This window comes from Micromonospora globbae (assembly GCF_036184225.1).
Taxonomy (GTDB): domain Bacteria; phylum Actinomycetota; class Actinomycetes; order Mycobacteriales; family Micromonosporaceae; genus Micromonospora; species Micromonospora globbae.
The window spans coordinates 300,844-325,988 of record NZ_CP108084.1 but is presented as its reverse complement, the minus strand read 5'-3'; the positions used below and the strand labels follow the sequence as shown (position 1 = coordinate 325,988).

The following is a 25,145-nucleotide window of genomic DNA, read 5'->3' as shown; positions in this document are numbered from 1 at the left end:
CCCGGCCTCTCGGCCCCGCCTGACCGGCGTCAGCGCTCCGGTGCCCACGCGCCGGTGGGGCTCCGCCGCCACAGCCACGGTTCCGCGAGCACGATGGCGCCGCCGACGGCCGCCCCGATCACCGTCTCCACCCCCCGGTCGAAGAGCAGCTCCCCCGGCGGCCGGGCCACCGCGAGCTGCCCCATGAGCAGCGCCATCGGTGTGACGAACAGCAGGGCCAGCCCGTAGTTCCGCCCCACGAGCAGCTCCGTGACGATCTGGAGTCCCGCGACGACGAGCACCGTGGCGTACGGCGACAGGTGCGGCGCCAGCAGCGCCGCGCTGGTCAGCAGCCCGAGCAGCGTGCCGAGGGCGCGGTGCGCGGCGCGGACGAGCTGGGCGGTCACACCCACGGCGCTCAGTGGGGCCACCGCCGCCACCATCGCCCAGTACGGGTGGCCGATCCCCGCCGCCGTCGCCACGCCGCCGGCCAGCACGACGGCGAGGGCGTAGCGCACCGGTTGCCACGTCCACACGTGTGCGAGCCGGGCCGGCCGGCTCCGCCGGCGGGAGAGGACGCTGCCCACGTTGCCGACCACCAGCGCGAACAGCGCGCTGAGCCCGGCCACGGCGGCGGCCACCGGCACGTCCGCGACCGTGCGCGGGGCCGACGCGACGGCCCCGAACGCGAAGACGAGGAACAGCGGCCCCGGCGGGTGCCAGTCCTGCGCGGCGGCCAGCAGCGCGCCGAGCGCCGCGACGGCCGCGGCCACCGGCACGGCGACCCACGCCCGCGCCTCCAGCGACCCGACGAGCACGCCCACCACGACCGAGCAGGTGAGCGCCGCTCCGGCGCTCACCTGCATGACCGCCCGCGACAGGTGCACGTGGTTGCGCCCGTACAGGGAGGTGAACGCACCGAAGGCCGCGTACACCGACCAGCCCGGGCGGCCGAGCGCCAGCACGGTGAGCAGCGGGACGCCGACGCTGATCCCGGCCCGCAGCGCGACCCGGTGTGCGCCCGGCACCGGACGGACGGACAGGAGGCCGCGCAGCGCCGCCCGCGTCCGCTCGCCCATCCCGTCCGTCACCCCCGCCCGTCGCCCGGGGCGGGGTACCCGCACGCCGGGCGCGCTCACCCGCGCCCGGCCGCGTGTCGCACCGGAGGCCGTCGCCCCCGGTGCGCCGGTCGTCAGGGCGTCAGGCGGTGCAGGTCGCGCGGGAAGGCCGTGACCTCGCGGACGTTGGCCGCCCCGGTCAGCCGGGCGACGAACCGTTCCAGACCGATGGCGAACCCGCCGTGCGGCGGCATGCCGTGCCGGAACGCGTCGAGGTAGCCGGCGTACGGCGCGACGGGCTCGCCCCGCGCGGCCAGCGCCGCCAGGTAGTCGGCGTGCCGGTGCAGCCGCTGCCCGCCGGTGACCAGCTCGACGCCGCGGAACAGCAGGTCGAACCCGTTGCTGTACGCGGGCCGCTCCGGGTCCGGGTGGGTGTAGAACGGGCGCTTCGCCATCGGGTACCCGGTGACGAAGAGGAAGTCCGAGCCGTGCTCGCGGCGGGCCCACTCCCCCAGCGCGCGCTCGTGCGCCGGGGCGAGGTCTGGCTCGTCGGTGGGGGCGCCGGCGATCGCCAGCGCCTCGGTGAAGTCGACGGCCGGGATCCGCGCCGGAACGGCCGGCAGCGTGATCCCCAGCGTGGCCACCGCGCCGGCGGCCCGGTCCGCCACGGCCGCGAGCATCCCGGCGAGGACGTCCCGCAGCACCCGCATCACGTCCCGGTGGTCGGCGAGGAAGCCCAACTCGACGTCGAGCGAGGTGTACTGGGCCAGGTGCCGGGCGGTGTCGTGCGGCTCGGCCCGGAAGACGGGCCCCACCTCGTAGACGCGCTCGAACACGCCGACCATCAGCTGCTTGTAGAACTGCGGTGACTGCGCCAGGTACGCCGGCCGCCCGAACCAGTCCAGCGCGAAGACGTTCGCCCCGGACTCGGTGGACGAACTGACCACCTTCGGCGTGTGGATCTCGACGAAGCCGGCGGCGTCCAGCGTGGCCCGGAAGCCGCCGACGGCCGCCGCCGAGATGCGCAGCGCCGCCGACCGTGTCCGGTGGCGCAGGGCGACCGGTGCGTGGTCGAGCTGGGTGGGCAGGCTCGCGGTGAGCGCCGGCCGGTACAGGTCGAACGGGGGCGGCACCGCGGGCGGGCCGAGCGGTCGCACGACCGGGGCGGTCAGCTCGACCCCGGCGGGCGCCGCCGGGTTCGCGACCACCGTGGCCGTCACCTCGACGACGGTCTCCTCGGTCAACTCCTCGATACCGGCGCGGACCGCCGGGTCGGTGACCACCACCTGCGCCAGGCCGGCGGCGTCCCGCACGACGAGGAAGGCCACCGACTTGAGCAGGCGGCGGCGGTGCACCCAGCCGGCGATCCGGACGGTCCCGCCGACGTGGGCGGGGAGCTGGGCGGAGAGGACGCGTTGCATGGCGGACACCTCCTGTTCGGTCGCAACGCGATCCCAGGGAGGTGTGGGCGAGCGGGAACCTCGCGGTGCCACCACACCTTCACCCCCGCGCGGGCGGGGGCCTCGTTCGTCGCCCGTGACGTGGGCCAGCCGGCGGGCTCTACTGGACGCGGCCGTTCGGGCGCGCCGTTCTTCCCGCTGCTCGGGAGGGTCTTCGCGGGCCCGTCGCCAGACCGCCTCCCAGCACATCGGCGGCTCTCTGCACTGGCGGGTCGGGCCGCTACTCGGCTCCGTCGTCGCAGTTGCGGGAGACCCTAGCAGCAGCTCCCCTCAGGTTGTGACGGATTTTCACCCCGAGCCGGTGTGCGGCGTCACAGGCTCCCGGACGTGACGCCGGTCGCCCGAGGTACATCGACAGGCACCGTCGGGCGTAGGCTCGGTTTCGTGACGATCGAGCACTCCGCGCCGACGACCGGCCAGGCCGCGCGTACCGCGACGCCCGCCCCCGAGGGGCGGCGCATGCTGCGGATCGAGGCCCGCAACGCCGAGACGCCGATCGAGCGCAAGCCACCGTGGATCAAGGTCAAGGCCAAGATGGGGCCGGAGTACACCCAGCTGCGCGGGCTCGTCTCGCGGGAGGGGCTGCACACCGTCTGCCAGGAGGCCGGCTGTCCCAACATCTACGAGTGCTGGGAGGACCGGGAGGCCACCTTCCTCATCGGCGGTGACCAGTGCACCCGCCGCTGCGACTTCTGCCAGATCGACACCGGCAAGCCGGCCGAGTTCGACGCCGACGAGCCGCGCCGCGTCGCCGAGTCGGTCGTGTCGATGGGCCTGCGCTACGCCACCGTGACGGGCGTGGCCCGCGACGACCTCCCCGACGGCGGCGCCTGGCTCTACGCCGAGACCGTCCGGCAGATCCACGCACTCCAGCCCGGCTGCGGGGTGGAGCTGCTGATCCCCGACTTCAACGCGGTCCCCGAGCAGCTCGCCGAGGTGTTCGGCTCCCGCCCCGAGGTGCTCGCGCACAACGTCGAGACCGTGCCGCGGATCTTCAAGCGGATCCGGCCGGCGTTCCGCTACGAGCGGTCGCTCGACGTGATCCGCCAGGCGCGCGCCGCCGGCCTGGTCACCAAGAGCAACCTCATCCTCGGCATGGGCGAGGAGCGGGCCGAGGTCTCCCAGGCGCTGCGCGACCTGCACGACGCCGGGTGCGAGCTGGTGACCATCACCCAGTACCTGCGTCCGAGCCCCCGGCACCACCCCGTCGAGCGGTGGGTGAAGCCGGAGGAGTTCGTGGAACTGCGCGAGGAGGCCGAGCAGATCGGCTTCGCCGGGGTGATGAGCGGGCCGCTGGTGCGCTCGTCGTACCGCGCGGGCCGGCTCTACCAGCAGGCGCTCGCCGCCCGCGACAGCAGCGCCGTCGCCACCGCCCGCTGATCCACCGCGGCACCGGCGCCGACCGATCCGGCGCCGGTGCGCGGCCCGCCCGCCCGCGGGTGTCATGATCGGGCCATGACGGCCGGCGTACGCGAGGAGCCCCGCGACGCGCGGGGCGTGCCGCCGCGTCCCCGGTGGGCCCGGCCGGTCGGCGTGCTCACCGTCCTCGCGGTGCTCGGCGGGATCGGCTACCGGCTCGCCCTGCTGGCCTGGGACGCCCCGCCGACGAACAGCGACGAGGCCATCATGGGGCTGGCCGCGCTGCACATCGGCCGCGGCCAGAAGTTCCCCGTCTGGTTCTACGGGCAGGCGTACATGGGGACGCTGGAGGCGTGGCTGGCCGCCCCCGTGCTCGCGCTCACCGGGCCGTCGGTGTTCGGGCTGCGCCTGGTCACGCTGGCGCTGTACGCGGTCTTCGCGCTGCTCGCCTGGCGGCTCACGCTCCGGCTGACCGGCGACCGGTGGTTCGCGCTGCTCGTCGCGGTGCTGCTCGCGTTCGGCTCCGACCGGATCGTGAAGAACCAGCTCATCGCGGGCGGCGGCTACCCCGAGATGAACGCCGCCGGGGTGGCCCTCGCCGTGCTCGCGTACGACCTGGCGGCCGGCCGGCCGGGCCGCCGCCTGGCCCGCTGGGCGGCCTGGGGCCTCCTCGCCGGCCTGATGATCTGGGTGGACCCGCTCGTCCTGCCGTACGTGGCGGCCACCGGGGCGGTGCTGGTCGCGTTCCGCCGGCACGAACTGCGCGGCCGGGCCGGCGCGCTGCTCGGCGTCGCGGCCCTCGTGGGCGCCGCCCCGCTGCTCGTCAACAGCCTGCTGACCGGCCGCAACCCGCTGACCGCCGTGTTCGCCGCGGCGGGGGGCGCCGGCGAGCCCGCCGGCTGGCCGGAGCGACTGCACGGCGGCCTGCTGGTCGGCCCTCCACTCGGCATGGGCTTCTGCGCGCCGAGCCACTGCGCCCCGTGGCAGCTCTGGTGGGCGTTCGCGCTGCCCGTGCTGCTCGTCGTCGGCGCGGTCACGGCCTGGCGTGCGCTGCGGGCCCCGACCGCCCCCGCCCGAGGGGCGCGGCACGCCGCCGCCGATCCTGCTTCCGCCGGAGGTGCGCGGCACGTCGATCCCGTTCCCGCCGTGCCGCCCGCCGCCGTTCAAGTTCCCGGCGGGCGGGCGCGGCACGCCGCCGCCGGGCGGGTGCCGCACGGCCCCGCCGGGTCGGGCCCGCGGGTGGCCGCCGCGCTGCGGCTCGCCCTGCTGGCGGCCGCGGCGGCCACCCTCGCCGCGTACGCGCTGAGCAGCGCCGCGGGCCGGACCCCGGTGGAGAGTTCGCGCTACCTGTCCTGCCTGCTCGTCTCGCTGCCGGCGCTGCTCTGGCCGCTCTGGCGGGCCGCCCGCGACCTGCTCTCGCGGCGCGGGCACGACTCCCGCGAGGGTTGCCCGGACACGGGCGCGGCGGCGCGGCCGGGCGGGCGACGTTCCGCGCGCCGCGCACTCGCCGCCGTGGCGGCGGCCGTGCTCGCCGCGACCGTGGCGAGCGCCGGCTGGGCGACGTACCGGGCGGCCGCCGCGGCCCCTGCCGCCCGGGCCGCCGAGGCCCGGCACGCCGTGCTCGTCGACACGCTGCGCGACCTGGGCGTACGACACGTCTACGGCGGCTACTGGACGTGCAACCGGCTCACCTTCGCCAGCGGCGAGGACGTCGTCTGCGCCGTGGTGCGCGACGACCTGCGCCCCGGGTTCGACCGGTACGCCCCCTACCGCCGGGCGGTGGCGGCCGCGCCGGCACCGGCGTGGGTGGCCCCGACGGGCTCGCCGCTGGCGGTGCGGCTGGACGAGCGGGTACGCGCCGGCGGCCTCCGCCCGGTCGACGTCGACGGCTGGCGGATCTACCTGCCGCGGTGACGCCTCCGGCCGGGGCGCACCGGTCGACGTGGCAGCCCCACGGCAGGTGGCCGCGCGGGCGTCAGGTCAGCGGGCGGCCGGGTCGCCGAGCAGGCCGAGGCGGTGGGCCAGGGCGGCGGCCTCGACCCGGTTGCTCACGTCGAGCTTCGCGATGATCCGCGACACGTGCACGCTCGCGGTCTTCGGCGAGATGAAGAGCGCCTCGGCGATCCGGCTGTTGCTGTGCCCCTCCGCCACCAGCCGCAGCACCTCCCGCTCCCGCTCGGTGAGCAGGTCGGCGCCGGGGCGGCCCCCGGCGGCGCCGCGCAGGCCGACGCGGCGGGCCAGGGTGGCGGCCTGCGCGGCCAGTCGCGGGGTGCCGAGGCCGCCGGCGATCCGGGTCGCCTCCTCGATCGCCGCGGACGCCTCGTCCCGCTCGCCGGCCGCGGCGGCGGCCTCGGCCAGCGCGAGCAGCGCCCGGCCGAGGAGCCAGGGCTGGCCGTCCGCCCGCCGGGCGCTGACCGCCCGACGCCACGCGGCCAGCCGATCCGTACCGGGGGCCACCGTGGCGGCGACCTCGGCGGCGTGCGCCCGCTCGGCCGGGAACCGCGCCGGCACGGTGGCCGCGAGCGCCGCGACCCGGGCCGCCAGCGGCGCGTCCGCCGTGTCCGCGGCGGTGCGGGACAGCGCCGTGAGCACCGGCCAGGCGTACCGGGGGCACTCGGGCACGGCCGGGTCGGCGAGCGCCGCCTCGGCCGCGCGCGCGGCCTCGTCCCGGTCACCGGCGACCAGGGCCGCCTCCAGTTGCAGCTCCCGCAGCGGCAGCCGCTGGTGCGGGTGCAGGTACGGCCGGCTCAGGTAGCTGAGGGCCCGGCCGACCGCCTCGTCGGCACCCGGGTGTCCCTGCGCCAGCCGCTGCCCGGCCCGCAACTGCAGCCAGTGCAGTCCGGAGACCCCCGGCGGGTCGAGCCGGGCCGCCTCCGCGCAGGTCTCCTCCGCCTCCGCCCAGCGGCCGAGGGCGAGCAGCGCCTCGGCCTGGTTGGAGAGCAGGTAGGCGCCGGTGGAACGGCTGATCCCGAACCGTCGCGCCTCGCTGACACCGTCCGCGGCGGCCTGCGCCGACTCGGCGTACCGGCCCAGCTCGTAGAGGACGTCGGACAGGTAGACCAGCGCGACGACCAGGCTCTCCGCGTCGCCGGTGGCCCGCGCCACCTGCTCGGCGCGACGCAGCTCCGCGAGCCCCAGATCGGCGGAGCCCTGTCGGCGGGCCAGCACCGTGAGCTGCACGGGCAGCAGCGCCCGGTCCACGCCCGACGCCTGCGCGGTCGCCAGCACCTCGGACGCGAGCCGGGTCCCGTCGACCGGGTCGATCCGGGCGAGCTGGGCGGCGATCCCGGCGAGCAGCGGCAACCGCAGGGTGTCGTCCGGGACCCGCCCGGCCAGCCGGTACGCCTCCCGTAGCTCGGCGGCGCCGTCCGCCTTGCCGAGCATGGCCAGCATCCGGGCCCGCCGGTCGAGGAGCCGGGCGGCGCGCAGCGGCTCGGCGTCGGCGTCCACCTCGGCCAGGGCGGCCCGGGTGAGCGTGAGGGCCCGCTGGTAGTCGCCGGCGGTGACGGTGGCGGCCACCGTCTCCTCCAGCAGCGCGAGGTGGTCCATGCCCAGCCGGTCGGCCGCGTCGGGCACCAGCTCCCACAGTTCGAGGACCCGTTCCAGGAGCCGGCTCTGCTCGGCGTACGCGTACCGGTCGGCGGCCGCGCACGCCGCCGCGCGGGCGGCCACCAGGGCACGGGGGTGGTCGTGCGCGGCGTACCAGTGGTGGGCGATCTCCGCCGGCGCGCGGCCGGCGGCGACCAGGCGCGGCTGCGCCTCGATGGCGGCGGCGAACCGGGCGTGCAGCCGCGCGTGCTCGCCCGGCAGCAGCTCGTCGTGCACCGCCTCCCGGACGAGGGCGTGCCGGAACTCGTAGCCCCCGTCGGGATCGGCGACGACCAGTTGCGCGGCCACCGCGGCGCGCAGGGCGTCCTCCAGCTCCGCCTCGGGCAGCCCGCTCGCCTCGGCGATCAGGTCGTGGGCGAAGCGGGTGCCGCCGGCGGCGGCGATGCGCAGCACCCGCTGGGCGGCGTCCGGAAGCCGGTCGACCCGGGCCAGCAGCAGGTCGCGGAGGGTCTGCGGGAGCGCGGCGCAGCCGACGGGGTCACCGGCGGCCACCAGCTCCTCGATGAAGAACGGGTTGCCCTGCGTACGGTCGTGGACGTCGTCGACCGCCCGCGCCGACGGTTCGGCGCCGAGCAGGTCGGTGAGGATCGCGGCGGTGCCGTCCCGGTCGAGGCGGCCGAGGTCGAGCCGTTCGACGCCGCGCACCCGGTCCAGCTCGGCGACGAACGGGCGCAGCGGGTGACCGCGGTGCAGTTCGTCGGTGCGGTACGTGCAGACCAGCAGGAGTTGGCCGGGGCGGCCGCTGCGCACCAGGAACCCGATCAGGTCCCGGGTCGACCGGTCGGCCCAGTGCAGGTCCTCGATGACGAGCACCAGCGGACGCGCCGCGGCGAGCCGGTGCAGCAGGTCCGCGACCAGGTCGAACAGGTAGCCGCGCGGCGCGTCGGAGACGGACACGGGCAGCGGCGCCCCGACGACGGCCGGCACCCGGGACAGCTCCGGCAGCAGGCGCGCGAACTCGGCCTCGTACCCCTCCAGGACGCCCGGCCCGTCCTGGCGCAGCACCTCCCGCAGCGCCGACGCGAACGGCGCGAACGGCAGGCCGGCCTCGCCCAGTTCGAGGCACTGGCCGACGAGCAGCCGGGCGCCGTGGGCGGTGGCCACGGCGCCGAACTCCTCCAGCAGGCGGGTCTTGCCCACGCCGGCCTCACCGCCGACGAGGACGGTGCCCGGCTCCCCGCCGCGGGCGCGGGCCAGCGCCGCGCGGAGCGCCGACAGCTCGGTCTGGCGGCCGACGAGGACGGTGCTGGCGGCGCGTACGGTCACGGGTTCGAGGATGCCACGACCGGGACCGGCGGCGGACCCGCCGCCCGCCGGACCGGCCGAGGGTGCGGCCTGCCCGGCGCGACCGGCCGGGGGTGCGGCCGACCCGGCGCGGCCGGCCGAGGGTACGGCCGACCCGGCGCGACCGGCCGAGGGTGCGGCCGACCCGGCGCGACCGGCCGAGGGTGCGGCCGACCCGGCGCGACCGGCCGAGGGTGCGGCCGACCCGGCGCGGCCGGCCGGGGGTGCGGCCTGCCCGGCGCGACCGGCCGAGGGTGCGGCCTTCCCGGCGCGACCGGCCGGGGGTGCGGCCGACCCGGCGCGACCGGCCGAGGGTGCGGCCTGCCCGGCGTGGTCGGCCCCGGGCGCGGTCACCGGCGGTCGTCGTCGCGCGCCTGGTGGCGCCGGCCGAACCAGCCGCGGGCGCCACGGCGGGGCAGTGACCGGGCCAGCCGGTCCGCCGCCGCCTCGGCCCGCAGCTCGGCGGCGTGGGCACGGTGCAGGGAGAGGATGAAGTCCGGGTCGGTGCCGAACATGGCGTACTCCTGTTTCGTCGAGGTCATCTGACAACCTCGACTCTTCGCCCGAAGGTGCCGGCGAGACATGGGTACGCCGCCCGATCTTCGACGGTCGCCCCCTCCTTACGCGACCCGGCGGGAGGGCTCGGCGGCCGTAAGGTACTCAGCCCGGCCACGGATCAACGGGGTGCGCGCGGCCCACTAGACTCTGGCGCATGGCAAAGCCCCAGGAGAAGGTCTCGTTCGGCCAGCGGCTGAAGCAGATCGGCATGGTGTTCCAGTTCACCGCCAAGCAGGACCGGTGGTTCGCGCCGCTGGTCGCCGGCGCCGTGCTGATCCCGCTCGCGCTGACCGTCGTCGCGGTGATCCTCTGGGGCTGGATCTGGCTGCCGCTGGGCATCCTGTTCACGCTGCTCGCGGTGCTCATCGTGCTGAACCTGCGCTCCAACAAGGCGATGATGAACGCCGCCGAGGGGCAGCCCGGCGCGGCCGCCCAGATCATGGAGAGCATGCGGGGCGACTGGCGGGTGACCCCGGCCGTCACCGCCACCACGCAGATGGACATGGTGCACCTGGTCGTCGGCCGCCCGGGCGTGATCCTGCTGGCCGAGGGCAACCCGCAGCGGGTCCGCGGCCTGCTCGGCCAGGAGAAGCGCCGGCTCGCCAAGGTGATCGGCTCGGCGCCGCTGCACGACTACGTGATCGGCCAGGGTGAGGGCGAGCTGCCGATCCGCAAGCTGCGGATGACGCTCATGCGGCTGCCGCGCGCCCTCAGCGGCAAGGACGTCAACGCGCTCGACAAGCGGCTCAAGGCGCTCAGCGCTCGGCCGCAGCTGCCCAAGGGCGCGATCCCGAAGAACATGCGGCCGCCGCGCAGCGCGTTCCGCCAGATGCGGGGCCGCTGACCCGCACGCGTACGCCAGGAGGGCCGGACCCGAGGGGGTCCGGCCCTCCTGCTGTCGGCAGCCGTGACCCAGGCACTGCTGCACCGGAGCCGTGCCAGCACGGCGCGCCGCCCCACGCCCCGCCCCACGCCCCGCGCCGCGCCGCGCCGCCGCCCAAGCCCCAAGCCCCAAGGCCCAAGGCCCAAGGCCCAGCGATCTTGCACTTTCGGCCCTCGTTCTGCGACTTCCGCCCCTTATGTCGGGGCAGAAACTGCAAGATCGCCGAGGACGGGGCGGGGCACGGCGCGCGGGGGGCGCGGGGGCGCGGGGCGGAGGGCGGGTTACGCGGGGGTGATTACCGAGTGGGCGGCGCGGTCGTGCAGGCCGCGGCGGTGCGTGTCCATGACGAGCGCCGGCACGACCAGGGCGAGGAGCAGGCCGCGCAGCAGGCCGCGCAGTACGCCGATCCGCCCGCCGTCGAGCCAGTGCACGCAGCGGATGCGGGTGATGTACATGCCCGGGGTCTGGGCGAAGAGGCCGATGAAGAAGCCGTACTCGAGGATCAGCACGAGCACCGGGGCCCAGCCGTCCCGGACCGGGTCGGCGAAGATCCGCGACAGCAGCAGGCAGAGGATCCAGTCGATGAGCAGCGCGCCGAACCGCCGGCCGATGCTGGGCGGCGTGAACGAGGGGTCGGCGGCGGGCGGCACCGGGTGCTGGTCGCGGGGGTTCGTCACAGCGGTCAAGGGTAACCAGCGGGGCTGGCCGGGCCCCGGCCGGCCGCGAGCGTTCCACGCCAATTCGGACCAATAGGAGCATTCATCATTAGAATGGCACGGGCCGACGCCGTACCCACGCCGGCCCGGGGAAGAGGAGCAGCGTCGATGACGCTCCGCGAGGGACGTAACACGGCAGAAACACTCAAGACACGGCCGGGCAACCGCCCGGCCATAGCGTCGCCAGCAGACTGAGACAACGAGTGGACGTGCCAGGAGGACGTGTGTTCGCCAACCCCGAGGAACTTCTGCGCTACCTCAAGAACGAGGACGTGAAGTTCGTCGACGTACGCTTCTGTGACCTGCCGGGCGTGATGCAGCACTTCAACCTGCCGGTCGAGTCCGTCGACGACGACATCTTCACCGAGGGCCTCGCGTTCGACGGTTCGTCGATCCGCGGCTTCCAGGCAATCCACGAGTCGGACATGCTCCTGCTGCCCGACGTGGCCACCGCCTTCATCGACCCGTTCCGCGCGCAGAAGACCCTCGCGCTGAACTTCTTCATCCACGACCCGTTCACCCGGGAGGCGTACTCGCGGGACCCGCGGAACGTGGCGAAGAAGGCCGAGGCCTACCTGGCGGCCAGCGGAATCGCCGACACCGCGTACTTCGGCCCCGAGGCGGAGTTCTACATCTTCGACTCGATCCGACACGAGACGTCCCCGCACCAGTCGTTCTACTACATCGACTCGATCGAGGGCTGGTGGAACACCGGCCGCGACGAGGAGGGCGGCAACCGCGGTTACAAGACCGCGTACAAGGGCGGCTACTTCCCGGTGCCTCCGGTCGACCACTACGCCGACCTGCGCGACAAGATCGTCCGTCGCCTGGTCGACGCCGGGTTCAGCGTGGAGCGCTCGCACCACGAGGTGGGCACCGCCGGCCAGGCCGAGATCAACTACAGGTTCTCCACCCTGCTGCACGCCGGCGACCAGCTCCAGCTCTTCAAGTACATCGTGAAGAACGAGGCGTGGGCGAACGGCAAGACGGCCACCTTCATGCCGAAGCCGCTGTTCGGCGACAACGGCTCCGGCATGCACACCCACCAGAGCCTCTGGCTCAACGGTGAGCCGCTGTTCTACGACGAGACCGGCTACGCCGGCCTGTCGGACACCGCCCGCTGGTACATCGGCGGCCTGCTGCACCACGCCCCGTCGCTGCTGGCGTTCACCAACCCGACCGTCAACTCGTACCGCCGGCTCGTGCCGGGCTTCGAGGCCCCGGTCAACCTGGTGTACTCGCAGCGCAACCGCTCCGCCTGCACCCGCATCCCGGTGACCGGCAGCAACCCGAAGGCCAAGCGCGTCGAGTTCCGGGTCCCGGACCCGTCGGCGAACGTCTACCTCGCCTTCTCGGCGATGCTGATGGCCGGCCTGGACGGCATCCGCAACAAGATCGAGCCGCCGGCGCCGATCGACAAGGACCTGTACGACCTGCCGCCGGAGGAGTGGGGCGACGTCAAGCAGGTTCCGGGCTCGCTGCCGGAGGTGCTCGACCGGCTGGAGAGCGACCACGACTACCTGCTGGAGGGCGGCGTCTTCACGCCGGACCTGATCTCGACGTGGATCGAGTGGAAGCGGGCCAACGAGGTCGACCCGGTGCGTCTGCGCCCGACCCCGCACGAGTTCGCCATGTACTTCGACTGCTGAGCCTCACGCTCCATCCCGGCCGGGCCGGTTCCGCACCCCGCGGAGCCGGCCCGGTCGCCGTTCCGGCAACATCCCCCGTATCGGCACCCGGTATACCTTCGCGTCCGATATATTGGCGCCGTGGACACACCGTTGCGCGAACCCACCTTCCTCATCCTCACCGCGCTGGCCGCCGCGCCGATGCACGGCTACGGCCTGATCCGCGAGGTCGCCGCCCTCTCCGACGGCCGCGTCTCGCTGCGCCCCGGCACCCTCTACGGCGCGCTCGACCGGCTGGTCGACGCCGGCCTCGTCGCCGTCGAGCGGGAGGAGGTGGTCGACGGCCGACTGCGCCGCTACTACCGCCTCACCGGCGACGGCGAGGCCACGCTGACCGCCGAGACCGAGCGCCTGCGCCGCAACGTCGAGGCCGCCAGCACCCGGCTGCGCGCACGCTCCGGCGCCGCCCCGGCCGCCGCGCCCCGTCTCGCGGGAGGGCTCGCATGAGCGACCTGGAACGCCGCTACCTGCGCCTGCTGCGCGCGTACCCCGCCGACTACCGCCGGGCGCGCGGCGCCGAGATCGTCGGGACGTACCTCGACCTCGCCGACCCGGACCGCCGCTGGCCGTCGGTCGCGGACGCCGCGGACCTGCTGCGCGGCGGCCTGCGCCAGCGGTTGCGCGCCGCCGGGGCCGCCGACCTGCTTCCGGGCGTACGCCTCGCGGCCCTGATCGCCCTCCCCGCCGCGACCGGCGTGGCGGGCGTCTGGGCCAGCGCGGAGATCGCCGCGCCGAGCGTGGACTGGGTGGCGTTCGGCCCGTTCGCCACCGTCGGCGTGGCCTGCTGGCTGGCGTGGCTGCTCACCGCCGTCGTCGCCGCCGTGGCGCCCGTCCGGTGGACCCGGGTGGCGGTGGGCCTCGCCCTGGCCGTCACCGTGGCGGTCGTACCGGTCAGCGCGGCCGCCGGCCTTCCCCGGCCGCCGCTGTTCGTGCTGCTGCCGCAGGTGGTCCTGGGCCTGCTGGCGCTCGCGCTCCCGACGGACGGCGGCTGGTGGCTCCGGCTGCCGCCCCTCGCGGCCGGGGCCACGGCCGCCGCCACGACGACCCACGGACTGGGTGACTGGTCCTACCGCTGGGGCGACCCGGGAACGGCCCTCACCACCTCCGCCCCGGCCCTGCTGGTCGTCGCCATGCTGATCGCCGTGGCCCGGGTGCTGGCCGATGATCGGCGGGGGCTGTGGGCCATGCTGCTGCTCGTCGCGCCCGGCGGGCTGCTGGCGCTGCGCCCCCTGGCGTTCCTGACCGGCAAGGCGTCGGGCTGGAATCCGCAGGACGACGTCACGTTCGCCGTCACCGCCGGCGGGGTCGTGGCACTGAACCTGGCGGTGCTGTGGCTGGCACTGGCCGCCGGCCGCGCCGCGCGGCACCGTGGCCGTCGACCGGCCGGCCTCCCGCCCACCGCACACACCTGCCCGACCTGCGGCTCCCCCCGCTGATCCGGGACCGCCCGGTCCGCGCCGCGCTCCGCCCGTGTGCGCCCGTGTGCGGCCGTCTGTGCGCCCGTGTGCGGCCGTCTGTGCGCCCGTGTGCGTCGATCATGAGGTTGGCGGGGTCTTCGATCTCCAATCGCCCCGCCAACCTCATGATCAACCGGGGTCGGTGCGGGGGTCGGCGGGGTGATCAACCGGGGTCGTTGCGGGGGTCGGGGCGGCGGGTTGCGGCGCGGGTCAGGAGGGCCGCCAGGGTCAGCGCGAGGGCGGTCATCGTGATCGCGCCGGGGGCCTTCGTGAACCGGGCCAGGTTGGTGCCGTCGGGCAGCGTGAGGAGCGCGGCGACCGCGCACGGCAGCACCACCCACGTGGTCCGCGTCCCGAGGCGGGGCCTGCGCTCGCCCGGTCCGGCCGCGGTGACGGCCAGCAGCGCCAGGGGCCAGGTGGCGTACCAGGGGTGGAACACCGGGGCGAGCACCACGGCCGCGGCCAGGGCCAGGCCGGCGGCGCGCAGCGCGACCCGGGGCCGGGCGGCGGCCAGCCGGGCCACCCGCTGCTGGGCGTCACCCAGCCGGCGCAGCGTCCCCCACGCCCGCCACCACAGCATCACGAGGAACGCGGCCAGCACGAGCAGCGCCACGGCCCGGAACACCGGGACGGCGTCCGGGCTCCGGCCGGCGAGCCCGCCGGCGTAGTCGACGACGAACCCCACGGCGGTCGGTGGCGAGGTCCACTGCTCGGAGTCGCCGCTGCGGCTCAGCCCGCGCACCCAGCCGAGCCCGAGACCGGAGGCGAGTGAGCCGCCGGCCAGCGCCGCGAGCACCCCGGCGGCCAGCCAGCCGCCGTCGCGCAGCAGCGCCCGTACGGTGTAGCGGCCGTGCACGGCCGCCAGCGCGGCGTACGGGAGCACGACGGCGGCGCTCGCCTTGACGGCCACCGCGAGCCCGAGCAGCGCGCCGGCGACCAGCAGCGCGCCGGGCCGGCCCGGGAGGCGGACCAGCACCAGCAACCCGAGCAGCAGCAGCCCGAGCATCACCGCGTCGTTGTGCGCGCCGGCCAGCAGGTGCACCCCGACCAGCGGGCTGGCCAGCAGCAGCCACGCCGCCCGCCGGGTCGGCACGCCGGCGGCCCGCGCCAGCCCGGGCAGGCAGAGCGCGGCGAGCAGCACCCCGGCGAGCGCGAAGAGCCGCAGCAGCACGACGGTGCCGGTCAGCCCACCGCCCAGCACCGTCGCCAGCGCCGCCAGCAGCACGAACAGCGGCCCGTACGGGGCCGGGGTGTCCCGCCAGATCGGCGCCACGGCGTCCACCCACGGGCAGCCGGCCGCCGCGACCCCGGTCACGTACGGGTCGACGCCGTGCGCGTACGCCCAGCCCTGGCACGCGTACGAGTAGACGTCGCGGCTGCCGAGCGGGGCGGTCGCGAGCAGCGGCAGTGCCCAGAGCCCGGCGGTGCGGTACGCCCAACCGGTCGACGGGGCGCCCCGGCGCAGCGACCACCAGGCGCCGACGATCAGCAGGGTGCCGAGCGCCCAGGCGACGAGCACCAGTGGCCCGTGCCGGCCCTGCCAGACGGTGACCGGGGTGACCCGGGACAGCGGCGCGGACGGCAGTGCTCCGCCGAGCCACCCGGCGATGGCGAGCAGCACCGCGCCGGCGAGGCCGGCGTACCGCGCCGCGCGGGCCCGGTGGTCGGCGTGCCGTGTCCGGGGCGTCGAAACCGGGCCCCCCTCGGCCGGGTGCGGACGGGCGCCGGGTCCGGTCACCGGCGCCGCCTCCTCAGTTCCCGGCGACCGGCCGGCGGGCCGCCCGAGCCGACCGTACCAAGCGGACCACCACCACGATCACCAACAGCGTCATGAGCGGCGCCCCGACCGTCTTGGTGTACCGGGGCAGGCCGGTGCCGTCCGGCAGCACCAGGAACGCCGACGCCAGCGCGACCGCCGCGAACCACCCGGTGCGCCGCCGCGAGGTGGCGGCGAGCACCGCGAGCGGCCAGGTCCAGTACCAGGGGTGGTAGAGCGGGGCGAGCGCCACCGTGGCGGCCAGTGCCAGCCCGGCGTGCCAGAGCGGGTCCCGAGTGCGGGCGCGCCACCAGAGCCAGACCAGCAGGATCGCCAGGGCCGCCATCCCGATGGCCCGGGTGACCGGCAGCGCGTCGCTGTGCCACCCGAACAGGCGCCCCAGGTAGTCGACGGTCTGCCCGACGCCCGTGGTGGGCGAGCTCCAGGCGACCACGAGGTTGCCCTGTTCGAGGCCGCTGATCCAGCCGAAGTCGAGGCCGGCGGCGAACGTCGCCCCCACGACCGTGGCGACCGCGCCGCCGACCACCCAGCCGCCGTCGCGCACCAGCGCCCGGATCGAGAACCCGCCGGCGATGGCGGCCAGCGCCGCGAACGGCACCACGACCAGCGCGGTCGCCTTGATCCCGCCGGCGAGCCCGAGCAGTACGCCGCTGGCCAGCAGCGGGCCGGCGCGCCCCGGCCGTGCCGCGACCACCGCCAGCCCGGCGACGAGCAGCCCCACCATCATGGCGTCGTTGTGCGCGCCGGAGATCAGGTGCACACCGATCACGGGGCCGCCCAGCGCCAGCCAGACCGCCCGGCCGGCCGGTACGCCGCAGCGGCGGGCCAGCACCGGCAGGCAGGCCGCGGCCAACCCCATACCGGCCACCGCGAGCAGCCGGAACAGCACGATGCTGCCGACGAGGGATCCGGTGGCCCGGACCACCGCCCCGGCGATCATCACGAACAGCGGACCGTACGGCGCGGGGGTGTCCCGCCAGATGTACGAGATGCTGTCCAGCCAGGGGCAGGGCAGCGCCGAGACGCCCTGCTCGTACGGGTTGATCCCGGCCGCGTAGCTGGCGCCCTGGCACGCGTAGGCGTAGACGTCCCGGCTGCCCAGCGGTGGCGTGAACAGCAGCGGCAGCAGCCAGAGCCCGACGGTGACCAGTGCCCACCGGGTCGAGGGCACCCGGTCACGCAGCGACCACCAGGCCCAGCTCAGCAGAGCCGTGCCGGCCAGCCAGACGCCGATGATCAACGGCCCGTTCGGGCCCTGCCAGATGCTGACGGGGGTGGGGCGCAGGTCGGCGTGCGGCAGCGCGCCGCCGAGGTACGCGGCGGCGGCGAGCAGCACCGACCCGGCCAGTCCGAGCCAGCGCGAGAGGTGGTGAGGCACGCCCGCCATGCTGCCAGTACGGTGGGGCGCGAACGGGAGGTGGGCATGCGGGGTGGCCGGGTGGTGGCGGTGTCCGCCGCGTCGGCGTCCGTCCTGGGTGTGCTGTATGTCACCCTGCCGCCGCTGGGTTCGGACCTGTCGGCGCAGGTGGCCCGCGCCGACTTCTTCGCCGACCATGGGCCGGCCCTGGTGGATCTGCGCTGGTACGGCGGCGTCCACCCGTGGGGCTACAGCCTGATCTCGTCGCCGCTGATGACCCTGCTCGGGGTCCGGCCCACCGGCGCGCTCGCGCTGCTCGCCTCGGCGACCGCGTTCGCCGCGCTGCTGGTCCGCGCCCGGGTGGCACGCCCCCTGCTGGGCAGCCTGCTCGGAGTGCTCACGATCGCCAGCAACCTGGTCTCCGGCCGGGTCACGTACGCCCTCGGGGTCGCCTTCGGCCTGGCGGCACTGCTGGCCCTCACCCTGCCCGCCGCCCGGCGTCCCGGGTGGCCGCGCGGCGCGCTGGCCGGCGCGGCGGCCCTGCTCGCCTCGGCGGCCAGCCCGGTGGCCGGGCTCTTCGTCGGCCTGGCCGGTGCCGCGCTGCTGCTCACCCGCCGGTACGCCGACGGCCTGCTGCTCGCTGTCCCGGCCGCCGTGCCGCTCGCGGTGACCGGGCTGCTCTTCGGCGAGGGCGGCTGGATGAACATCAGCCGCACCGACACCGTCCACGCCGTGCTCACCAGCCTGCTGGTGGCCGCGCTCGCGGCCCACCGGCCGGTTCGGGTGGGCGCGCTGCTGTCGGCGGCCGGGGTGCTCGCCGCGGCCCTGGTGCACACCCCGGTCGGCCTGAATGCCACCCGCCTGGTGGTGATGTTCGCCCTGCCCGTGCTGGCGGCCACTGCCCGGCTCCCCGGGTGGCTGCCGGCTCCTCGCCCGGCGGCCGGCGCTGTCGGGCTGGCCGCGCTGCTCGCGGCCGTCTGTTGGTGGCAGCCGCCGGTGGTCACCGCCGACCTGCGCGCCGACGACCCGGCCGCCGACCCGGCGTACTTCGCGCCGCTGCGGGCGGAACTGGCCCGGCGCGGGCTGGCCGGGCGGGTGGAGGTGCCGCCGACCCGCAACTACTGGGAGGCGGCCCATCTCGGCGGCGAGGTGCCGCTGGCCCGGGGCTGGCTGCGGCAGGCGGACATCGCCCGCAACCCGCTCTTCTTCACCACGGTCCCGGGCGCGGCGGGCACCGGCGTCCCGCTCACCCCGGCGAGCTACCGCGCCTGGCTGGCCGACAACGCGGTGCAGTACGTGGCCGTGCCCGACGCCGAGCTGTCCTGGGTGGGCCGCGCGGAGGCAGAGCTGGTCGAGGCGGGCCTCCCGTACCTCACCCGGGTCTGGTCCGGGGCGCACTGGCGGCTCTACGCGGTGGCCGACCCGACGCCGCTGGTGGGCTCGCCCGGTGAGCTGGTCCGGCAGGACGCCGCCTCGGTGACCTTCCGCGCGCCGGGCCCCGGCCGGGTGCCGGTGCGCGTCCGGTACGACCGCTGGCTGTCGGTGAGCGGGGGCGCGACACTCAGCGCCGACGGCGAGTGGACGGCGGTGACCGTCCCCGGCGCCGGCACGTACGCCCTCGGCGGCTGACGCTGGCACGCGAGCTCGTCCCGGCCCCGCCCAGGCACGGCTCGCCACCGACAGGTCGAAAGACCTGACGCCCAATCGGCGGTCCTGTTGGCGTCTCTGGCGGCTGATGGTCCCGGATTCGGACGTGGAAGGCCGCACGCGACGGCGCGGCCGGACAGCCGAAGCGTGACCACCGCCAATGAGAGCTAGCGCTCTGGCCTGTGATGCTCATCACATTCATTTTCGCATCACCCATCGTGCTTAGAAGTTCAGGGGAAACGGCTGCATGGTCACGATGCGTAGACCAATACGTCAATGTCACCCTCGAGCATCCCTTGTCTGATCTAAGTGTAAGGACTCCGAGGACACACGAGAGCAACGTCGCCTGCTAATGTCTTGCGCACACCTCGCGGGGGCCTGATAACAACGTTAGACGGAAGGTGCGACTTGAAACGCGTCCTCATGCGACTTGGCGCAGCGGCAGGTGCTGTGATCGCAACTCTCGTTGTTGCGCCCAGCGCTGCCCATGCAGCCCAGTAGAACAACATCTCACAAACGCTCAACGGGACTTACTGGACAACCGAGAACTACGTCCGGACCGTGACGACCAGCGGCGTGGACATTCTGCTGGATCTGCAGAACCGGCCCGGTTGCTGCCTCGATCTGAGGCTGAAGCGCAATTCCGATGGCCTCATCTTCGCCACGAAGTACAACATGCAGAGCAACGGCACCTACACGATCGCCACTAACGTTGCCTCGAATACTCGGTTCAACGTCGAGGGCCGAAACTCGGTGAGCGGCACCGACCGCTACTGGTCCGGGCGCCTCTACTACTAGTGGCAGGAGGGCCGTGGTTGTTCCACGTGGAGCAACCACGGCCCTCGGAGGTGAACCTCAATGATCAAGATCAGGAAACTGCACAAACATCAGCAGCGAGTCGCACAGGCAGTCATATGCCTAACTGCGCTTTGCGCTACCGGCTGCACGCAGGACGGCAATGCACCGGACAGGAACGAAAGTCTTTACCAAGATTTCGACAGATACATCGCCGAATACAGGGAGACGACCCGGCGTCTGACGCTGCCGCCCGGGACTTCTTGGGGGACAGAACCGACTAAGCCGCCAGAGCCCATGCTGTATGCACAGGGAGCGGGATCCACGAAGGCTGAGCTCCATTGGTTTTGTTCCTGGGAGAAAGAGTGGATTTCGACGGCAGGCAGCGGTCCCGACGAAGCCAGACACAGAGTGGCTCTGGAGCAACTGGAGAAGGTTAAGGAGTTGCAGGTCTATCAAGTTGCACTAGACCCAGCGGGCCGTGCACTGATAGACAAGGGCCTCGAAGAAGCACGGCGAGGCGTGGCCACGACCATCACGAGCGACGTTGCAGCAAACTGCGTCTGAACTAGCGCGAACGGCACATCAAGAGCGCACGGTTGGTTGTTGGTAGCCGTCAAGCATCGAGGACCCGCTCCATCGCCGCCCGTGAGCGGCGGGTGGTGCGCAGGTAGTCGTCGAGGAACTGCCCCGGGTCGTCGGCACCGAGCAGTCGTACCACGCCGGCCAGCTCCACCCCGTGCCGGGGCAGCTGGTCACCGGCCCGGCCGCGGACGAGCATGAGCGCGTTGCGCACCTGGGCGGCGAGCGTCCAGCCGGCGGCCATGGCCGCGGCGTCGGCCGCGTCGACCAGCCCGGCGTCGCGGGCGGCGGCGAGCGCGTCGAGCGTACGCGTGCCCCGCAGCGCCGGCACGGTCCCGCCGTGGCGCAGCTGCAGCAGCTGCACGGCCCACTCGACGTCGGCGAGCCCGCCGCGACCCAGCTTCGTGTGGGTGGCGGGGTCGGCGCCCCGGGGCAGCCGCTCGTGCTCGACCCGCGCCTTGATCCGGCGGATCTCCACGACCTGGTCGCGGGTCAGCCCGTCGGCCGGGTAGCGGACCGGGTCGACCAGCGCCTCGAACTCGGCGCCCAGGTCGGCGTCACCGCAGACGAAGCGGGCACGCAGCAGGGCCTGCGCCTCCCACACCCGCGACCAGCGCGCGTAGTACTGCGCGTACGCGGCGAGGCTGCGCACCAGCGGCCCTTGCCGCCCCTCGGGACGCAGGTCCGCGTCGACGCCGAGCGGCGGGTCGGGCGCCGGGATGCCGAGCAGCCGGCGCAGCTCCTCGGCGACGGCGTGCGCCGCGGCGCTGGCCGCGCTCTCGTCCCCGGCCGGCGCGTCGTAGACGAAGAGCACGTCGGCGTCGGAGAGGTAGTTCGACTCGTACCCGCCGAGCCGGCCCATGCCGATCACGGCGAAGCGCAGCCCGGGCGGGGTGGGCTGGGTGGCCCGGGCGATGTGCAGGGCGGCGGCCAGGGTGGCGTCGGTGACGTCCGCCAGCGCGGTGCCCACCGCCGCGATCTCGGTGAGGGCGGCGCCGTCGGGGCCGCTCGGCGCGAGCGATCCGGCCCGGCAGAGCACGTCGGCGCACGCGATGCGCACCAGCTCCCGGCGGCGCAGCGCGCGGACGGCCCGGATGGCCTCGACCGGGTCGGCGTACCGGGCCGCCGCCGCGGTGAAGCCCTCGTGCAGCACCTCCCGGGGCCGGGGCGCCAGCTCGTGCTCCTCGGCCAGCAGCCGCAGCGCCTCCGGCTCCCGGGCGAGCAGGTCGGCGGCGTACCGCGAGGACGAGAGCACCCGCGCCAGCCGGCGGGCCACGGGGCCGGAGTCGCGCAGCAGCCGCAGGTACCACGGTGTGCTGCCGAGCTTCTCGGAGACCTGCCGGTAGTTGAGCAGCCCCCGGTCCGGCTCGGGGGCGTCGGCGAACTCGCTGAGCAGCACCGGCAGCAGCGTGCGCTGGATGGCCGCGGTGCGGCTCACCCCGCCGGTGAGGGCCTGGAGGTGCCGCAGCGCCCCGGCCGGGTCGCCGAAACCGAGGATCTCCAGGCGGTGCCGGGCCGCCTCCGGGGTGAGCCGCAGCCCGTCGGCGGGCACCCGGGCCACCGCCTCCAGCAGCGGCCGGTACAGCAGCTTGGCGTGCAGCCGGCGTACCTCGGTGGCGTGGGTGACCCACTCGGCGCGGAACTCCTCGACGGCGCTGCGCCCCGGCGTGGCCGTGTAGCCGAGGGCGGCGGCGAGCCACCGCAGGGCGGCCGGGTCCGTCGGCACGGTGTGGGTGCGGCGCAGCCCCTGCAACTGGAGCCGGTGCTCCACCCCCCGCAGGAACCGGTAGCCGCGCAGCAGCGCCTCACCGTCGGCCCGGCCCACGTAGCCGCCGGTGACGAGCGCGCGCAGCGCGGGGATCGTGCCCGGCACGCGCAGCGACTCGTCGCCGCGGCCGTGCACCAGTTGCAGCAGCTGCACGGCGAACTCGATGTCGCGGAGCCCGCCGGGGCCGCGCTTGATCTCGCGCTCCAGCTCCTTCGGCGGGATGTTGTCGATGATCTTCCGGCGCATGGCGCGGACGTCCTCGACCGCCTCGGGCCGCTCGGCGGCCCGCCACAGCAGCGGGGCGAGCTCGTCGATCCACTCCTGGCCGAGCGCGAGGTCACCGGCCGCCGGACGGGCCTTGAGCAGCGCCTGGAACTCCCACGTGCGGGCCCAGCGCTGGTAGTAGGCCAGGTGGCTGGCGAGCGTACGCACCAGCGGCCCCCGGTTGCCCTCCGGCCGCAGCGCCGCGTCCACCGGCCAGGCGACCAGCCCGCAGACGTGGATCAGCCGGGTGGCCACCGTCGTGGCGGCCGGCAGGTCGTCGTCGGACGCGGCCACGAAGATGACGTCCACGTCGGAGACGTAGTTCAGCTCGTCGCCGCCGCACTTGCCCATCGCCACCACGGCCAGCCGCGGCCGGGGCGTGCCCTCCGGCAGCTCGTCCACGGCGATCCCGTACGCCGCCCGCAGCGTCGCGTCGGCCAGCGCGGAGAGCGCCGCCATCGTCTGCTCCAGCCCCCGGCCACCGGTCAGGTCCGCGGCCGCGATCCCCAGCAGCGCCAGCCGGTACGCCCGCCGCAGCCCCGCGATCGGGTTGCCGTCGCCGAGCGGCTCCAGCCGCCCCTCGGCGGCCGGCGCGAGCCCGTCCGGGGCGGTGCGCAGCACCGTCCAGTCGTCCGGGTTCGCCACGAGGTGGTCGCCGAGCGCCGAGGACGCGCCGAGCACGGCGATCAGCCGCCGGCGCAGTCCCGCGTCCTCGGACAGCTCGGTGAGCAGCGCCGAGCCGTCGCCGTGCGCGCGGCGTTCGGCCTCGACGATGCGGTGCAGCTGGCGCAGCGCCAGGTCCGGGTCGGCCGCCCGGGACAGCGCGGTGAGCAGCTCACCCGCCCGCTCGTCGACCGGCTCCTGACCGTCCGGCCGCCACAGGCCGAGCCCGTCCGGGCCGAGCAGGTCCGCCGCGCGGGCGCCGCCGTCGCCCTGCGTCGTGCCGAACCCGTACCGGGCGAGCCGGCCGGGGGCGCTGGTCGGCCGGGTCATCAGTGCCCGAGCAACGGCAGGCTGTGTCGCGGGCCGCTGTCGTCCAGCTCGCCCAGAGCGAGGGCCGCGAACCGGGCGGCGAACGGCTGCCAGACCTCCTCGATGTCGGCCATCACCTCGTTGCAGGCGGCGACGACCAGCTCGGGCTCGTAGCCGAGCTCGGCGAGGAGCGTGGAGTCGGTGGCCCACTCGGCGATCTGGGCCGTGTCGCACTCGATGTGGAACTGGAGCCCCCAGGCCCGGTCGCCGAGCCGGAACGCCTGGTGGGGGTAGCGGGTGGACGCGGCCAGCAGGGTCGCCCCGTGCGGCAGCTCGGTGATCTCGTCGGCGTGCCACTGGAGCACGTCCGGGATGAGCGGCACGTACCGGAACAGCGGGTCCTGCTCGGCCGCGTCCCGCCGGCCCACCACCGAGGGCCCGATCTCCGGCCCGGACGGGCTGCGCTCGACCTGGCCGGCGTGCGCGGCGGCGAGCAGCTGCGCGCCGAGGCAGATCGCCAGCGTGGGCACCCGGTGCCGGACCGCCTTGCGCAGCAGGCCCTCCAGGGCGGGGAACCAGGGCGCGCCGGGCGAGCCGTCCGGCAGCGGGTACGCCTGCTGCGGGCCGCCGAGCACCACCAGCGCGGCGTAGCCCTCCAGGTCGGCGGGAAGCTCGTCACCGGCGTACGGGCGCACGACCCACAGGTCCAGGCCGGCCTCGGTCAGCCACTCGCCCAGCCGGCGCAGGTCGTCGGTCGGGTCGTTCTCGATCACCAGCGCGGTTGCCACGGCATCGAGGCTATCCGGTCCCGGCTGACACGCCGGGAGCGGCTCGCTCCCGCCCGCGACCACGGGGCCGGACGCGGCGCGCTTCCTGCCCACCGGCTCGCCTGCCCGCCGGCTCGCCCCGCGACCAGCCGCCCTGTTGGCGGCCGCCCGCGACCACCCTCGCCCCGGCCGCACTAGGCTCGCCCTCTGTGATCACCGACGAGATACTGCGCCCGCCGGCGCTGCGTCCCGGCGACACGGTGATGCTCGTGTCCCCGTCCGGCCCGACCCGTCCCGAGCGGGTCGCCCGGGGCATCGAGCTGCTCACCGGCTGGGGGCTGCGTCCCGTGCTCGCGCCGCACGCGTACGCCCGGCACGGCTACCTGGCCGGCACGGACGATCTGCGGGCGGCCGACCTGAACGCGGCCTTCGCCGACCCCGAGGTCCGGGGGGTGATCTGCACCCGGGGCGGCTACGGTGCGCAGCGGATCGTCGACGCCCTCGACATGGCCGCGGTGCGGCGGGACCCGAAGGTGGTGGCGGGCTTCTCCGACATCACGGCCCTGCAGTTGGCGCTGTGGCGCGGCGCCCGCCTGGCCACCGTGCACGGACCGGGCGCGGCGTGGACGGACGAGCGGACGCCGCTGCGGTCCGCCGAGTCGCTGCACGCCGCCCTGATGACCACCGAGCCGGTGACCGTGGCCGCCGTGCCGGAGGAGGAGACCTACCCCGTCCGCGTCCCCGGCCGCGCCACCGGCCGGTTGCTCGGCGGCAACCTGTGCCTAGTCGCCGCCTCGGTCGGCACCCCGGACATGCCCGACCTGACCGGGGCGGTCCTGCTCGTCGAGGACGTGCAGGAACCCCCGTACAAGGTCGACCGGATGCTCACCCAGCTGCGCCGCGCCGGGGCGCTGGACGGCCTGGCCGGGGTCGCCGTCGGTCAGTTCACCGACTGCGCGGACGGCTGGGCGGTCACCGTCGCCGACGTGCTCGCCGAACGCCTCGGCGACCTCGGCGTCCCCGTGCTCGGCGGCCTGCCCGTCGGCCACGGCGTCGGCCAGCTCACCGTGCCCGTCGGCACCGAGGCGACCCTCGACGCCACGGCCGGAACCCTGACGGTCGCCCCCGCCGTCCGCTAGGCCCCGCCGATCCCCCGCCGCTCCCC

19 protein-coding genes are annotated in these 25,145 nt (G+C 75.4%); 10 read left to right on the top strand and 9 right to left on the bottom strand.

The features are described from left to right. Positions 1–29: 29 nt before the first annotated feature. Complete coding sequence (locus OG994_RS01485) at positions 30–1,058, bottom strand: FUSC family protein (RefSeq protein ID WP_328851971.1); 1,029 nt, start codon at positions 1,056–1,058, stop codon at positions 30–32. A gap of 113 nt (positions 1,059–1,171) precedes the next feature. Next, positions 1,172–2,458 carry an aspartate--tRNA(Asn) ligase gene (gene aspS / locus OG994_RS01480; RefSeq protein ID WP_328851970.1) on the bottom strand — a complete coding sequence of 429 codons (1,287 nt, stop codon included), beginning with the start codon at positions 2,456–2,458 and terminating at the stop codon, positions 1,172–1,174. 366 nt (positions 2,459–2,824) lie between these two features. On the opposite strand from aspS, the gene lipA reads away from it, so the two are divergent. After that, positions 2,825–3,877, top strand: coding sequence for a lipoyl synthase (gene lipA / locus OG994_RS01475; RefSeq protein ID WP_120327127.1), 1,053 nt, complete (start codon positions 2,825–2,827; stop codon positions 3,875–3,877). A gap of 75 nt (positions 3,878–3,952) precedes the next feature. Beyond that, the gene (locus tag OG994_RS01470; protein ID WP_328851969.1) at positions 3,953–5,770 is read left to right on the top strand and encodes a hypothetical protein; all 1,818 of its coding nucleotides are present in this window, start codon (positions 3,953–3,955) and stop codon (positions 5,768–5,770) included. Between the two features lie 66 nt (positions 5,771–5,836). Here OG994_RS01470 and OG994_RS01465 read toward each other — a convergent pair whose 3' ends face one another. Together OG994_RS01465 and OG994_RS01460 are read right to left on the bottom strand one after the other, a co-directional pair. Continuing rightward, a complete protein-coding gene (locus OG994_RS01465) occupies positions 5,837–8,731 on the bottom strand; it encodes an ATP-binding protein (RefSeq protein ID WP_328851968.1) in 2,895 nt (964 codons plus the stop codon). 368 nt (positions 8,732–9,099) lie between these two features. Beyond that, positions 9,100–9,291 (bottom strand): hypothetical protein, encoded by a 192-nt coding sequence (locus OG994_RS01460; protein WP_120327125.1) that lies wholly within the window; start codon positions 9,289–9,291, stop codon positions 9,100–9,102. 170 nt (positions 9,292–9,461) lie between these two features. Between OG994_RS01460 and OG994_RS01455 the strand changes: the two genes are divergently transcribed. Next, positions 9,462–10,151, top strand: a complete 690-nt coding sequence (locus tag OG994_RS01455; protein ID WP_120327124.1) for a DUF4191 domain-containing protein — start codon at positions 9,462–9,464, stop codon at positions 10,149–10,151. A gap of 320 nt (positions 10,152–10,471) precedes the next feature. Here the strand turns inward: OG994_RS01455 and OG994_RS01450 are convergent, their stop codons facing one another. Then, positions 10,472–10,867: an RDD family protein gene (locus OG994_RS01450; protein WP_192902068.1), complete on the bottom strand. Its 396-nt coding sequence runs from the start codon at positions 10,865–10,867 to the stop codon at positions 10,472–10,474. A gap of 263 nt (positions 10,868–11,130) precedes the next feature. Between OG994_RS01450 and glnA the strand changes: the two genes are divergently transcribed. The 3 genes from glnA to OG994_RS01435 all read left to right on the top strand — a co-directional run bounded on the left by glnA (position 11,131) and on the right by OG994_RS01435 (position 14,030). Beyond that, positions 11,131–12,555, top strand: a complete 1,425-nt coding sequence (gene glnA / locus OG994_RS01445; RefSeq protein WP_120327121.1) for a type I glutamate--ammonia ligase — start codon at positions 11,131–11,133, stop codon at positions 12,553–12,555. 120 nt (positions 12,556–12,675) lie between these two features. Beyond that, positions 12,676–13,041: a PadR family transcriptional regulator gene (locus OG994_RS01440; protein WP_328851967.1), complete on the top strand. Its 366-nt coding sequence runs from the start codon at positions 12,676–12,678 to the stop codon at positions 13,039–13,041. Next, entirely contained in the window at positions 13,038–14,030 is a 993-nt protein-coding gene (locus OG994_RS01435; RefSeq protein WP_328851966.1) for a serine/threonine-protein kinase, read from the top strand. The genes OG994_RS01440 and OG994_RS01435 overlap by 4 nt, the downstream gene beginning before the upstream one ends. 184 nt (positions 14,031–14,214) lie before the next feature. Here the strand turns inward: OG994_RS01435 and mptB (OG994_RS01430) are convergent, their stop codons facing one another. Together mptB (OG994_RS01430) and mptB (OG994_RS01425) are read right to left on the bottom strand one after the other, a co-directional pair. Then, positions 14,215–15,789, bottom strand: coding sequence for a polyprenol phosphomannose-dependent alpha 1,6 mannosyltransferase MptB (gene mptB / locus OG994_RS01430; protein ID WP_328851965.1), 1,575 nt, complete (start codon positions 15,787–15,789; stop codon positions 14,215–14,217). Between the two features lie 13 nt (positions 15,790–15,802). Beyond that, a complete protein-coding gene (gene mptB, locus OG994_RS01425) occupies positions 15,803–17,206 on the bottom strand; it encodes a polyprenol phosphomannose-dependent alpha 1,6 mannosyltransferase MptB (protein WP_192902066.1) in 1,404 nt (467 codons plus the stop codon). Positions 17,207–17,251: 45 nt separating this feature from the next. Here mptB (OG994_RS01425) and OG994_RS01420 point away from each other — a divergent pair, with 45 nt between their 5' ends. The 3 genes from OG994_RS01420 (at position 17,252) to OG994_RS01410 (ending at position 20,194) form a co-directional block, all read left to right on the top strand. Beyond that, positions 17,252–18,814, top strand: a complete 1,563-nt coding sequence (locus OG994_RS01420; protein ID WP_120327402.1) for a hypothetical protein — start codon at positions 17,252–17,254, stop codon at positions 18,812–18,814. A 579-nt stretch (positions 18,815–19,393) separates the two neighbouring features. Further along, a complete protein-coding gene (locus tag OG994_RS01415) occupies positions 19,394–19,630 on the top strand; it encodes a hypothetical protein (RefSeq protein WP_328851964.1) in 237 nt (78 codons plus the stop codon). 60 nt (positions 19,631–19,690) lie between these two features. Then, a complete protein-coding gene (locus OG994_RS01410; RefSeq protein WP_328851963.1) occupies positions 19,691–20,194 on the top strand; it encodes a hypothetical protein in 504 nt (167 codons plus the stop codon). Between the two features lie 49 nt (positions 20,195–20,243). Here the strand turns inward: OG994_RS01410 and OG994_RS01405 are convergent, their stop codons facing one another. After that, on the bottom strand, positions 20,244–23,234 hold the full coding sequence (locus tag OG994_RS01405; RefSeq protein ID WP_328851962.1) for a bifunctional [glutamine synthetase] adenylyltransferase/[glutamine synthetase]-adenylyl-L-tyrosine phosphorylase: 2,991 nt from the start codon (positions 23,232–23,234) through the stop codon (positions 20,244–20,246). Then, positions 23,234–24,001 carry a type 1 glutamine amidotransferase gene (locus tag OG994_RS01400; RefSeq protein WP_328851961.1) on the bottom strand — a complete coding sequence of 256 codons (768 nt, stop codon included), beginning with the start codon at positions 23,999–24,001 and terminating at the stop codon, positions 23,234–23,236. Before OG994_RS01400 ends, OG994_RS01405 begins: the two co-directional genes overlap by 1 nt. A gap of 188 nt (positions 24,002–24,189) precedes the next feature. On the opposite strand from OG994_RS01400, the gene OG994_RS01395 reads away from it, so the two are divergent. After that, positions 24,190–25,119 carry a S66 peptidase family protein gene (locus OG994_RS01395; RefSeq protein ID WP_120327117.1) on the top strand — a complete coding sequence of 310 codons (930 nt, stop codon included), beginning with the start codon at positions 24,190–24,192 and terminating at the stop codon, positions 25,117–25,119. Positions 25,120–25,145: the final 26 nt, after the last annotated feature.

Coding starts and splice junctions, on each gene's coding strand:
- OG994_RS01485 (WP_328851971.1), bottom strand. CDS start 1,058: ATGGGCGAGCGGACGCGGGCGGCGCTGCGCGGCCTCCTGTCCGTCCGT.
- aspS (WP_328851970.1), bottom strand. CDS start 2,458: ATGCAACGCGTCCTCTCCGCCCAGCTCCCCGCCCACGTCGGCGGGACC.
- OG994_RS01470 (WP_328851969.1), top strand. CDS start 3,953: ATGACGGCCGGCGTACGCGAGGAGCCCCGCGACGCGCGGGGCGTGCCG.
- OG994_RS01460 (WP_120327125.1), bottom strand. CDS start 9,291: ATGACCTCGACGAAACAGGAGTACGCCATGTTCGGCACCGACCCGGAC.
- OG994_RS01455 (WP_120327124.1), top strand. CDS start 9,462: ATGGCAAAGCCCCAGGAGAAGGTCTCGTTCGGCCAGCGGCTGAAGCAG.
- OG994_RS01435 (WP_328851966.1), top strand. CDS start 13,038: ATGAGCGACCTGGAACGCCGCTACCTGCGCCTGCTGCGCGCGTACCCC.
- OG994_RS01420 (WP_120327402.1), top strand. CDS start 17,252: ATGCGGGGTGGCCGGGTGGTGGCGGTGTCCGCCGCGTCGGCGTCCGTC.
- OG994_RS01410 (WP_328851963.1), top strand. CDS start 19,691: ATGATCAAGATCAGGAAACTGCACAAACATCAGCAGCGAGTCGCACAG.
- OG994_RS01405 (WP_328851962.1), bottom strand. CDS start 23,234: ATGACCCGGCCGACCAGCGCCCCCGGCCGGCTCGCCCGGTACGGGTTC.